The sequence below is a fragment of the Pseudogulbenkiania ferrooxidans 2002 genome (assembly GCF_000174355.1).
In the GTDB taxonomy this organism is placed as follows: Bacteria; Pseudomonadota; Gammaproteobacteria; order Burkholderiales; family Chromobacteriaceae; genus Pseudogulbenkiania; species Pseudogulbenkiania ferrooxidans.
Window position 1 is genome coordinate 22,607 of sequence record NZ_ACIS01000012.1, and the last position, 12,238, is coordinate 34,844.

Here is a 12,238-nt window from a genome sequence, read left to right on the forward strand (position 1 = left end):
CCAGACGTGAAACTCAAGCGCTACCTGCAGGTCACCAAGCCGGGCATCATCTTCGGCAACCTGATCTCGACGGCGGGCGGTTTCCTGCTCGCCGCGCGAGGCCATGCCGACCTGGGGCTGCTCCTGGCCACGGTGATCGGGCTGTCGCTGGTGGTCGCCTCCGGTTGTTCCCTGAACAACTGCATCGACCGCGACATCGACTGCAAGATGGCACGCACCAAGAACCGCGTGCTGGTCACCGGCGCCATGTCGTTCAAGGCCGCCCTGATGCACGGCATGCTGCTGGGTCTCGCCGGGTTCTGGACGCTGTGGCACTGGACCAACCCGCTGGCCTTTGCCTGCGCGCTGTTCGGCTTCGTGATCTACGTCGGCGTTTATAGCCTGTACATGAAGCGCAAGTCGGTCTACGGCACGCTGGTGGGCAGCCTGTCCGGCGCGGTGCCGCCGGTGGCGGGCTACTGCGCGGTCAGCGGCCAGTTCGACATGGGCGCGGCCATCCTGCTCTTGATGTTCTGCCTGTGGCAGATGCCGCACTCGTACGCGATTGCGATCTTCCGCTTCAAGGACTACGAGGCCGCCAACATCCCGGTGCTGCCGGTGGTGAAGGGTATCTCGGCCGCCAAGCAGCAGATCGTGCTCTACATCCTGGCCTTCGCCGCCGCCACGGTGATGCTGGCCTTCGGCGGCTATGCCGGCTATGGCTACCTTGCTGTGGCCTGTGCCACCAGCCTGTGGTGGCTCAAGATGGCGCTGTCGGGCTACAAGAGCAGTACCGATGACCGGGCGTGGGCGCGTCAGGTGTTCTTCTTCTCCATCATCACGATTACCGCACTCTCGGTGATGATGGCGGTGGATTTCCAGATTCCCGAGCTGTGCTGCACCCCTGCCCCCGGCAGCGGCGTGCTGGCGGCCTTGAGCAAGCTGGTCGCCTGAGTCCCCTACGAAACAAACAGGGCCCCGCTTGGGGCCCTGTTTGTTTGTATCGAGCGTGTCGTCCGGCTCAGTTCTTTTCCCAGATCAGCCGGGCGATGGCCGAAGAATCCAGCTCGCCCTCCCCCTTCTCGACCAATTCGCCGATCAGGCCCGCCACCCGCTCCGCCTCCGGCAGTTTGATGCCCAGCTCGCGCGCGGTATCGAGTACGATGCCCATATCCTTGAGGTGCAGCTTGGCCTTGAAGCCCGGCGCATAGTTGTCGTCGATCATGCGCTGGCCATGAACATCCAGCACCCGACTCTGGGCGAAACCGCCGAGCAGCGCCTCGCGCACCGGTGCCGGATCCACGCCGCACGCCTTGGCCAACTTCATCACCTCGGCCACTGCCGCCACACCGACGCCGACGGCAATCTGGTTGCACGCCTTGGCTACCTGCCCCGCTCCTGACTCGCCGATATGGGTGATGGTCTTGCCCATCGCCTGCAGCGCCGGCCGTGCCTTCTCCAGCGCCTCGGCCTTGCCACCGACCATGATGGTCAGCGTGCCGTTGATGGCGCCGACCTCACCGCCCGACACCGGGCAATCGAGGAAGTCGATGCCCTTTTCGGCCAGGCTGGCCGCGATCTTGCGCGCACCTATTGGAGAAATCGTGCTCATGTCGGCGCACACCAGACCCGGCGTGGCCCCCAGCGCCACGCCGTTGTCACCAAGCAGCACCGCCTCCACGTCGGCAGTGTCGGACACATTGGTCACCACCAGCTCGACGCCCGCGGCCAGTTCGGCCGGGGAGTCGCACCAGCAGGCACCGGCAGCGAGCAGCGGCTCGGCCGATTCGCGCCGGCGCGCCCACACGCTGACCTGATGTCCCGCCTTGAGCAGATTGAGCACGCAAGGGCGGCCCATGATGCCCAGTCCGATATAGCCTACTTTCATCTATCCATCTCCGGCTGAAGCCCAGTTGATTGAACGGCTGACGCGTCACGACCGCGCATGACACGCCGATGGCGCCCTGCCGTCGATCACAGCGGGCTCAAGTTGCACACAAGGGGCAAGCATACGGAAAGCCGACCGTTCAAGCCAGCCGGGGGGGTATCAGTTTTCAGGCGGGGGGGGATGGGCGCTGCGCCAGCCACGCGTCGAACTCGAAATCACGGCCCGCCGCCTGGTGCTCCAGAAAATAGACAAAGGCCAGCACCTCGGCCACCGCCCGGTACAGCTCCGGAGGAATTTGCTGATCCAGATCGACCTGCATCAGCAAGGACACCAGCGCCGGCGAGTCATGCACGAATACGCCGGCCTCCTGGGCTCGTTCGATGATGCGTTCGGCCAACTCGCCGTAGCCCTTGGCCACCACCTTTGGCGCACGCGCACCGTCCTGGTAGCTCAGGGCGATGGCGGAGCGGCGCGCCGGATCAGCTGGCGGCTTCGTCATGGCTCACCGACAGTGTTGCAAGATTCAGTCCGGCAGCCCCCAGGCCCTCCTCGAGCCGCCGCGCATGGTCGCGGATCAACTGCTCCGTCGCCGCCTCCTCGGTGGCAAAAGACAGCTGCACCGTCCCGCCGACGATACGGATACGGGCAGACAGGCCACCGAGCACCGGAAGTTCCAGCGCCAGACGGGTAGACCAGGCCGCTACCGCTTCTGCACCGCCCGCCTCTCGCTCTCGCGTCTCGTCCTGCTGAATGCTCAGCTGCAACGGCTGCCCCGGCCAAGCCCACCCCTGCAGTTGAAGCTGGTGGTTCTCCAGGGTGTCGAGCTGCCGTTGCACCAGGTTACCCAGCTCCGCCAAGGCCGCTTTGCCATGGGGAGAGGGAGTCGTCTGCGCCGAATCAAGGCTTTGTCCAAGCCTGGCTTGCGGCTCGTCCTTGAGGCTCTCCAGCGACAAACGACCATCGACCCAAGCCTTGACGTGCGACTCGTAGAACAGCCCGCTCTTGTCGGCCCCCTGTTTCAGTGCTGCGGCCACATCCGCCGGATCCTGGCGCGAGGCATCCAGCTGCAGTCCCGCCTGCGTCGGCGCGCTCTTGGCACTGTGCAGCAGATCGGTCAGATAACGCGAGGCGGGGCTCAGCGAAACATCGGCCGAACCATTCGGCACCTCACTATCCGCAGCCTGCTCGACCAGCGCGAAGGTCAGTTTTGGCGACAAACTGGCCACTCGCAGCGTGAGCGCCTCGCCGTTGAGCTGCATGCCCTTGGGCAGATTCAACGTGAACAAACCATTCTTGATCAATGCGGCGAACTGCCCATTGTCCAGACGTTCAGCAACCCGGGCCGAAACTAGTTCGCCAATACTCAAGGACGGAGCCTTGGCCGGAAGGACCGAGGCTTCCAGCAGCAGCCGGCCGCCTTCGCCCAGCAGCCGGACACCGGAAACCGCCGCGGCGCCGAGTGCTTTGCCAGAAAGGGGGGAAATCATGAAGTGGAATTATTGCGGTACAGGGACACGATCAGCTCGGCCTCACTGCGGGAAATGCCACAGCGTTCGGCCACCTCCGCCGCCGACAAGCCATGTTTGACAAGCTCGATAGCCTGATTGTAAGGCGTAGAGGTCAAGTCCTCCCCCTTGCTCTGCGGCCTGGGCAGGGATTTGCTCTTGGCCAGATGCTCCATGTCACGCTGCAGCATGCTGAGTTGCTGCTGCAGGTGATCGAGGTGAAGAGCAGTCAGCCTTGCGCTGCTCTCTCCATCGCGTTTCGCGCGCCACCACAGGTACCCCAAAGCAATCAGGGTACCCACAGACACCGCCAAGGATACTATCGTCCAAATAGACACGTCAGGCCTCTACTCATAACATCTTGCTACTCTTAAGAGTACAGCAGGGTGCTCTGTGGCCCAAGCCCAACTTGCCGAGCCCTAACGATAAATTTTCTGGAGCTTCTGTTGCCGGTTAGTCAATGACAGCGAGTACTGCAACTCGGCACAGCGCTCGATCAGCAAGCTTTCTATCTCCCTGCTTTGGGTCACGACGGTATCGAGTACCTCTCGCAATTCAGGGCTGTTTGCTAGCGCAGGCGCATCGACCTCAAGGATGACTTGACGATAATGGGCATCTCGCTCGATATCGAGTTCGGTAAATCGCTCCCACTCGGCATTGCTGGCGGCTGCCAACATTGCTTCCGTGATATGGGCAAGCTTCATTACCTGAGAGCTCAATCCCACGTCCTCATCCATTCCGATTCCACTCCTTCATCAGAGTGATGCGCAGCATACGCTTGTCTTGATATCAGCCAACGGCAGAAACCGGAGCGCCCGAGTATTCCCGTTTATCCAGCTCAACCCATGCAGGCAGGAGGGTGTCAAGCAAGCTACGAACCTCCGCCAGGATGTCCTGGTCATTGCTTTTCCCTGCCAGAGCCAAGCGAGCCTTCATATAAAGATATAAATCATTCAAGTTTCGCGCAGCATCGCCCCCCTCTTCCAGATTCGTCATTTCACGCAAACCATCAAGAATATCGATGGCTTTGGAGATAAGACGGGCTTTTGAAGCATAGTCCTGCATATTGATGGCATTGCCTGCCTGAGCTATAGCGTTTGCTGCCCCTTTATACAAAAGGACAACAATACCAACAGGGCTTGCTCCATAGACTGCGGCAACCAACGCATCTTTCTCATAAGCCTGGTTAAGCTGCCTGAGCGCATGTTTGTTAAGCATCTCTATCCATACCCTCAAGATGACGATGATGACGAAAGCAAGTTTGCCAGGCTGCTAGTCGCAGACTGCATCTTGGCCAAGATCGCATTCAGATTTGTATATTGCTGGGTATACTGCGTTTTCAATCGATCGAGCTTCGATTGGAGACCTGTCTGGTAATTCGTCTCGAAGTCTATGCGACTGTTGATCGAACTCTTGCTCGACTCGATGATGCCATCGGGCCCCAACAATTGATTGATCACCGCATTGAAGCGATCGGCAAAACCGTCATTATTGCTATTGCCGAACAGATTTTTGACAGCAGCCGGATCCGCCGACAGGGCCGTATTGAACGCTGTCTTGTCCAGTTTCAGCGTGCCGTCCTTCTGGATCGAGATTCCTACCTGAGCCAGATAGGCATAAGAATTATAGGGGTTCGCCCCAGACACAGGCGTAGCGAGTATGGAGGTCATCTGCGACTCGATCGCCAGAACCGAAGCGTTTCCCTTCATGCTGTCGGTCCGCGCCGACTCTGCGGCTGAATGTACCTGATTGTAGGCATCGACGAACGCTTGCAAGGCCGTAGTGATGCCATCTGAATCTTGGACCACATTGATACTGGCCTCTCCAGTCTTGCTCAGATCGAGAGTCAGCCCAGCAATCGCATCGGTCAAGTGATTGCTGGCTGTAGACACACTGACACCATTGATAGTCAACGCGGCATTCTGAGCTGCGTGGGACTCGCTGATCGCACTAGCGGTACCCGTGCTCTGGGTCAAGCCACCCAATGACGCCGGCGAACTGGCATCAGCTGGCTCGGCCCCTCCGGCCGAAATCAAAAAGGCATTATCGCTCCCACTGTTGGTCGACGTAATAACCAACTTGTAGTTGCCGTTGTTATTGACGATATTGGCCGTCACGCCGACGCCGGCCTGGTTGATCCGGTCCCGCATGCTGTTTAACGTGACGGAATCTCCGGGATTGTCCCTCAGACTGATTGGGGTGGTGGCTTTTCCACCAACGGTAAAGGTCAGGCTGTCCGGAGCGGAAGCAATAACCGCAGTGGGGTCGGTGATGGCAGTACCATCGGCATACTTATCGAACACCAACTGCCGAGGCTGCGCCAAGCTCGTGATATTCAGGGCATAACTGCCCGCTACAGTGGCAGCAGAGGTCGCAACGCTGGCGATTGTCGAGTCACTTGAACTGGCCTTGTAAGACTGCAAAAACGAGCCCGAAGCCAAAGAGCGAATAGCTGTCTGTAAACTGGACAAGCCGGAACTGATCTTACCCACAGCACTGAGCTGCGTATTGAACTTTGAGACACGGCTCTGGCTCGCCGTCATCGGCTGCTGCTCGATCGTCATGAGTTGACTGACGATGCTCTGGACATCGAGAGCACCAACCGACGTCGTAATGGAAGCCATGATTCTTACCTTTCAAAGCCGTTAAGAACGGTAACGCACCCCCGCGCCGCCTTCATTGTCATCGCAATCGAGCAGGACAAGTACTAGGCATTATACCCAGCCCTATGCCTTATCCTTGATCAGCAAGCCTTTGAAGTCTTCAATAGCCTTTGAAATACTGATGGCCTCTTCGGAAGGAATCTGGCGAATGACTTTCTGGGTTTCCTTGTCCACCACCTTGACCACTGAAATATCGGTATCTTTGTCGACGGAAAACTCCAGTTCGCTATCGTAATGCTGGACAGCTTCATTCAGCTTGCGTAGTGCCGGCTGTAAGTCGGAGAGGGATACCGGCTTCTTGGTAGCGTCACGGCTATTCGACGTTTCCTTTTCTTTGTCTACGGCACTGACCGCCTGGCTCGAAACAGGCGAAACCGCCACCCCAGCCGTCTCGCCTGAAGAGGCCTGGGGAGGTGGCGCAACCGCCCGCGCCGAGCTCCCATCGGAGCGAGAAAGAGGACTTACCAATGGTGTGGAAATTTGCATCTCTTCACCTCCTTTCAAGGAACAAGAAATGGCCTGGTGGTGGAACCGAGGCCATCTCTTAACTCATCTGCGGCGAGTTGCCTTACTGGAGCAGCGACAGAGCGGACTGCGTCGTCGAGTTGGCCGTCTTCAGGATGGAGGTACCGGCCTGCTGCAGAATCTGGTTCTTGGTCAAGTTGGCCGTTTCCGCGGCAAAGTCGACGTCGACGATACGGCTGTTGGCACTGGACAAGTTCTCAACGTAGTTGGACAGGTTGGCGACCACTGCATCGAAACGGTTCTGTACGGCACCGAAGTCCGAACGGCTGGACGACACGGAAGAAAGGTCGGCATCCAGGCCAGAGAGGGCGGCGGAAGCCGCACCCTGGGTGGTCACGTCGATCGTAACCGTAGCACTCAGCGCCGTATTATAGCTGTGCAACGACGTCAGGTCGGAAGCGCTGATCGTCAGCTGGTTGTCAGCCGAGCCCGAGGAGCCGACCTGGAAGGTCAATGCGCTACCGCCCGACAGCAGGGAAGTGCCATTGAACTGGGTGGTCTGGGTGATGCGGGAAATTTCCTGGGTCAGCTGGTCCACTTCCTTCTGCAGCTGCGAACGGTTGGTGTCGCTGACCGAACCGTTGGAGGCCTGGACGGCGATTTCACGGATACGCTGCAGGTTGTTGGTGATCTGACCGAGAGCACCTTCCGCCGTCTGCCCCACCGACACACCGTCGTTGGCGTTACGGATGGCCTGGTTGTTACCGCGAATCGCCGAGGTCAGGGTCTGGGAGATCGCCAGACCGGCAGCATCGTCCTTGGCGCTGTTCACGCGCAGGCCGGAAGACAGGCGTTGCAGCGACTGGTTCAGCGAGCTGGTCGAGTTGTTCAGGTTGCGTTGGGCATTCAACGAGGCGATGTTGGTATTTACGGTCAGGGCCATGACAATTCTCCTTGGGTCGGTTGGCTCGGCAGTGCATCCGGCTTGTTCAAGTTATCGACCCGCCTCTCATAAACTTTAGCGTCTTTTTGCATTTTTCCTGCATATGACTAGCACAAGGCCCGTTGCCAATCGTGCAGATGCTCTTCCAGCATATAATGCTGTCGCACCCAGTCGCGCAACTGGTCCCCTGCGCGGTAGGCAGCCGGCAAATCGTGCACCCGCTGACGGATCGCCTCGACCCATCCGGAAACCTCATTGGCGACCCGGCATACCGGGGCCCCGCCAGTCTGATAGGGGTAGATATCGGTGCACACCACCGGCCAGCCCAGCACCCCATACTCTAGCAAGCGGAGGTTACTCTTGGCCTCGTTGAACGGGCTCACTTCCAGCGGAGCGATGGCCAGGTCCAGGTTCAGGCTGGCCATCTTTTCTGGATACAGGTCGAAAGCGACAAAGGGATGTACCTCTGCCACGTACGGACGCAGTTCGGCCAGACACATGCCCATGAACACCCAGTCCACTTCATCGGCAGTCTGCTTGACTACCTCGACGATCAGCTCGAGATCACCACGATGCTGGGCTGCCCCCACCCAGCCGACGCGGGGCTTCTTGCCCGTGCCACGGAGAGACGACAGTCCGTCCCAACGGCTCTTCTGCAAGCGATTGGGGATAACGACGATATCGTCGATCATGCCACGGCAGTGTTCCGCCAGCGGGTCAGTCGACACAATCAGGGTGTCACTCAAGGCCAGGGCCTTGCGCAACCGAGAGCGGGCATCCGGAAATACCTTCTTCCAATGGCGCGAAAACGAGCTTTTCTCAGGAATGGCACCGACCAGGTCGTCCATGCCGAAGACAATGCGCATCTCGGGCAGGAACTGGCGATAGTTCTTCATCGCCTCGACCAGGCCGTCGCCGATGGCGGTATGAAGCAGCAGGGTATCGGGGGCCTGGCGGGCCATTTCCACCACTGACAGCACATGCAGGCCGCTGCTGCCGCTCGGCTGCAGGATGTCGCCATCCAGACGGCCCGCCGCCTGCAACGCGTTGAGCGGCATGCAGACACGGTATTCGCCGCTGCCGCCGCTGACGGGCAGGCCGAGCACTCGCCGGCGGCCGGGGATGGCGGGGTCCCAGGATGCGGCACGGCTGGTTTCCAGCATCATCTTGCGGCTGTTCAGGGCCAAGTGACGGTTGTAGGCAGGATCGCGCGCCAGTTGCGGCAGCCAGCGCGCCATCATGGTGTTCAGTTCGTCGTACTCGCGTACCGCCGCTTCCAGCGCCACGCGAGGGTCGGACGTGCGGCGCCCGATGCTGCGGGCGTGATGGTGCACCATCACGGCAAAGGGGTTGTAGACATTGCGCAGGCCGGCGGCCTGGAGCTTGAGACAGAGGTCGACATCATTGAACAGCACGGTGAGTGCGGTATCGTCCATGCCGCCCACCGCTAGGTAGTGTTCCTTGGCCACCATCAGGCAGGCTGCCGTCACCGCCGAGTAGTTCTGGCCGGTGAGCAGCCGGTTCATGTAGCCCGGGGAGAAGATGTCTTCGCCCTCGAACACGTGATCGGCGACCGAACGCAGACCGCCGGGCAGGCCGAGCACGATGCCGGCATGCTGGATCAGGCCGACCTCCGGATAGGTCAGGCGGGCGCCGACCGCCCCCACGCCCGGTTGCTGCGCCCAGGCCAGCAAGCGCTCCAGCCAGGTGTCCAACACCACTTCGGTGTCGTTGTTGAGCAGCAGCACATAGCTGCCGCGGGCTTCCGCCACGCCCAGGTTGCACTGGGCGGAGAAGTTGAACGGCGCGTCGTAGGCCACGATGCGCACCCGATCCGGCCAACGTGAGCAAATGTCCCGATAGTACTCCCGGGTTTCCGGCTCTTCCGAACGGTTGTCGACGATGATCAGCTCGAAATTCTGGTAGCGGCTCCCCTCGAACAGGCTTTCGACGCACGGTTCCAGCACCTCGAGCTTGTCGCGGTTGGGCACGATCACGGACACCAGCGGTTCGCCCTGCACACGCAGGTTGAAGTGGAACGTTCCCTCCAGATAGCCGTCGCCCAATTCCACATCCAGTCCCAGGCGCCGGGTATGGTTCTCCAGCGCGACGCGTTGCGCCGGCAGAGTCAGGGGATGCGGCTTGACCGGAGGCAACGACAGCAGCATGTCGTCGACATGGCCGATGGACTGTGGTCCATGCTGCTCGAACAGCCACAGCAACAGGTCGAACCAGTAGGCCCCCGGGTAGGCTTCAAAACCGCCGCGCTCCAGCAATGCCGATGTCGCCACCGCCACGGCGTCGCCGATGTAATCCATCGAGCGCAGATATTCCGGCGCAAAGTCGGGACGGAAGCGGGGTTTGAAACGCTCGCCCATAGGGGAAACGATATCGCTGTCGCAGTACAAGGCCGACCATTCCGGATGCATGTGGATGGCCTCGCCGAAACGCACCAGGGCCTGCGGGACCAGGCGGAAGCCCACTGGCAACCACATCAGCCAATCGGCGGGCACTTCCGCCGCCACGCTGTTCACGGCCCGTGCCAACAGATCCGGATCGTCCAGCGTATCGAGCTGCAGCCAGCCCAGCTGCTCGTGCTCCTGGAAGGCCGGATCCGGCGCCTCCCAGTCCGCGAGCACGATCAGTCGCCAGTGGGGGTAGAGCTGCTGCTGCAAGGCGTCAACCGTGTCGGCCAAGCGGTTCTGCTCCTGCCTGCTCACGACCGTGACCAGATTGAACACCGGCCGCGACGACCAAGCCAGGACCATGCGTTCGGCCAACTGTTCGGCATGCACCTCGCGGAAATGGTGGTTTTGCAGCCATGTGCGGTACTGGCGCAATACCGTCAGATCGCCGCCGCCGACGCTGTCCAGCGGCGGCGTCGCCAACGACGGCGGCAGCACGATGCGCAACGCCTCCGGCAGCACCAGGTTCCAGGCCTGGACGAAATGGTCGATCTGCCCTTCCAGCAGGCGCCCGCGCAGCAGGTAGTCGCGTGCGCGGGTTGCCAGCGCACACCGCTTGGCGGCATTTTCCACCAAGTCCGCCAGGGCCTCGTACCAGGCATCCTCGTCATCCGGCGGCAGCACCACGCCCAGATCGAGCTCCTTGATGTGGCGGTAGGCCGGCACATCGCTCAGGACGGACACCGCCCCCACAGAGGAGTATTCCAGCCACTTGATGTCGGACTTGCCTGCGTTGAACTCGGACTCTTCCAACGCGGCAATGCCGATGTCGATCTTCAGGCTGCCCAGTTTCGGCAGATAGCCCTGGTACTCCACCCCCCCGTTCACGAAACGGACGTTGGGCACGCCTTCCATCTGCGGCGGGATGCTGCCCCAGAACACGAAGGACACCTTGCCGTCGTAATCGCGCGCCAGTCGAGCCAGGGCGCTGCCGATGCGGGCCAAATCTTGACGATGGGTGGCGGTGCCGGCAAAGCCGATGGTCACCGTGGCCGCCTGGTCGTCCAGCTGCGGCTCCACCAGACGCGCTGCGCTCAGGTAATTGGGCAAGACCGCGACGTTCGGGTTATAGGCCCTGACGATCTCGGCCAGTACCGGCGTACTCGCAGTCACCAGATGGAAGCGCGGCAGCATGTTCTTGATACGCGAGAAGCTGGGCTTGAACTCGGCGTATTGCGGGTGGCTCATAGGCAGCGACGGCAGCCAATCGTCCAGTTCGTACACCAGAGGCTTGCCGGATTGCAGCAGCCGTTGCACCAGTTCGTCGGTGGACGGATGCAGCGCCGAGCGCTGCACGATGAACATGTCCATGGCGTCGATGAAGTCCTGGTCGCTGGCGAACGGGAATTGCCCATCCACCATGACGCTGGCCGTGTACCGCCAGTAGTGGACCTCGATCGCATCGGCCAGCACGGCCAGCGGGTCGCCCAGACGCAGTCGGAAGCACGCGCTGTCGGGAGGGTCCTGGCTCAGCACGCCGATGCGCGGCTTGCGCTTCTCCACCTGGGTGGCGGACGCCATGCTCTGGCTAGGCGTGTTCCCCGCCTCCCGCACGTGCCCCTGCGTGGTCTCGATAAACGCCACCAGTTCCTCGCCGAACTGGGCCTGCGTCGCCTTGTATTGTTCCTGCACGCGATAAACGGTCGCCTTGGCTCGGGCGATCTCTTCCTCTCCTGCGCCCCATGCCACGCCGTCAGAGCCCAGGTAATTGTGCATGGGTTTTTCCAGCATGATCGGGTTGGGCAGATAGACGACCGGGCAGCCACATAGCAAGGCTTCGAAGCAGGCGGTGGAGTGCTCGTAGGTGAACAGCAATTCGGCGCCGCGATAGAGCGCGGCCAGCTCCGCCGGCGAACGGTTGGGAACACGGAACGAAATCTCGGTGGCCTCCGCCGTCAACGGCCACGGTTCGCCCCCCTTGTTCAGATAGCGGTTCAGCCAGACCAGATGGCCATGCCGCTCCCCATCATCCACTCCGTCGGCATGGTAGACGCGCGTGTCGACCAGCGGCACTTGCAGCAAGCCGGCCTGCCAACCCTCCGGCAGGACGTCGTAGCCGTGCACATAGAGCAGATCGTCGGCGGACCAGCCCAGGTCGCCCAGCGAGGTATTGGTGAGCGCGCCGGGCACGTTGAGCAGGTAGCGCACCACATGCCTGGCCCGCATCGGGTTGCCTTGAATGATTTCGGGGTAGATCACGATGGGTTCGCGGCCAGCACCGAGATGGGCCTGATAGATCTCGGGCGTCAGCTCGGGGGTAAGTAGCGTCGGCGAGGTATCGCCTTGCATGACGTAGGCTTCCTGTCCGCGCAGGTTCAGCTCATGGCACA

11 protein-coding genes are annotated in these 12,238 nt (G+C 61.1%); 1 reads left to right on the forward strand and 10 read right to left on the reverse strand.

Translation table 11 applies throughout. The features are described from left to right. Nucleotides 1-6 precede the first annotated feature (6 nt). Nucleotides 7-933 carry a heme o synthase gene (cyoE, locus tag FURADRAFT_RS17880; RefSeq protein ID WP_008955582.1) on the forward strand — a complete coding sequence of 309 codons (927 nt, stop codon included), beginning with the start codon at nt 7-9 and terminating at the stop codon, nt 931-933. Nucleotides 934-1,000: 67 nt separating this feature from the next. Here cyoE and FURADRAFT_RS17885 read toward each other — a convergent pair whose 3' ends face one another. The 10 genes from FURADRAFT_RS17885 to FURADRAFT_RS17930 form a co-directional block, all read right to left on the reverse strand. Next, nucleotides 1,001-1,867: an NAD(P)-dependent oxidoreductase gene (locus FURADRAFT_RS17885; protein ID WP_008955583.1), complete on the reverse strand. Its 867-nt coding sequence runs from the start codon at nt 1,865-1,867 to the stop codon at nt 1,001-1,003. 166 nt (nt 1,868-2,033) lie between these two features. Next, the gene (locus FURADRAFT_RS17890; protein ID WP_008955584.1) at nt 2,034-2,366 is read right to left on the reverse strand and encodes an EscU/YscU/HrcU family type III secretion system export apparatus switch protein; all 333 of its coding nucleotides are present in this window, start codon (nt 2,364-2,366) and stop codon (nt 2,034-2,036) included. Then, nucleotides 2,347-3,354: a flagellar hook-length control protein FliK gene (fliK, locus tag FURADRAFT_RS17895; protein ID WP_008955585.1), complete on the reverse strand. Its 1,008-nt coding sequence runs from the start codon at nt 3,352-3,354 to the stop codon at nt 2,347-2,349. The genes FURADRAFT_RS17890 and fliK overlap by 20 nt, the downstream gene beginning before the upstream one ends. Further along, on the reverse strand, nt 3,351-3,674 hold the full coding sequence (locus FURADRAFT_RS17900) for a DUF2802 domain-containing protein (RefSeq protein ID WP_148282927.1): 324 nt from the start codon (nt 3,672-3,674) through the stop codon (nt 3,351-3,353). The genes fliK and FURADRAFT_RS17900 overlap by 4 nt, the downstream gene beginning before the upstream one ends. 117 nt (nt 3,675-3,791) lie before the next feature. After that, the gene (locus FURADRAFT_RS17905) at nt 3,792-4,109 is read right to left on the reverse strand and encodes a flagellar protein FliT (protein ID WP_008955587.1); all 318 of its coding nucleotides are present in this window, start codon (nt 4,107-4,109) and stop codon (nt 3,792-3,794) included. Nucleotides 4,110-4,161: 52 nt separating this feature from the next. After that, nucleotides 4,162-4,590, reverse strand: coding sequence for a flagellar export chaperone FliS (fliS, locus tag FURADRAFT_RS17910; protein WP_014085848.1), 429 nt, complete (start codon nt 4,588-4,590; stop codon nt 4,162-4,164). Nucleotides 4,591-4,604: 14 nt separating this feature from the next. After that, nucleotides 4,605-5,996 carry a flagellar filament capping protein FliD gene (gene fliD, locus FURADRAFT_RS17915; RefSeq protein WP_008955588.1) on the reverse strand — a complete coding sequence of 464 codons (1,392 nt, stop codon included), beginning with the start codon at nt 5,994-5,996 and terminating at the stop codon, nt 4,605-4,607. A gap of 102 nt (nt 5,997-6,098) precedes the next feature. Further along, nucleotides 6,099-6,521 (reverse strand): flagellar protein FlaG, encoded by a 423-nt coding sequence (locus FURADRAFT_RS17920; RefSeq protein ID WP_008955589.1) that lies wholly within the window; start codon nt 6,519-6,521, stop codon nt 6,099-6,101. A gap of 82 nt (nt 6,522-6,603) precedes the next feature. Beyond that, complete coding sequence (locus FURADRAFT_RS17925; RefSeq protein WP_008955590.1) at nt 6,604-7,443, reverse strand: flagellin N-terminal helical domain-containing protein; 840 nt, start codon at nt 7,441-7,443, stop codon at nt 6,604-6,606. A gap of 107 nt (nt 7,444-7,550) precedes the next feature. Next, the gene (locus FURADRAFT_RS17930; RefSeq protein ID WP_236261627.1) at nt 7,551-12,197 is read right to left on the reverse strand and encodes a glycosyltransferase; all 4,647 of its coding nucleotides are present in this window, start codon (nt 12,195-12,197) and stop codon (nt 7,551-7,553) included. Nucleotides 12,198-12,238 lie beyond the last annotated feature (41 nt).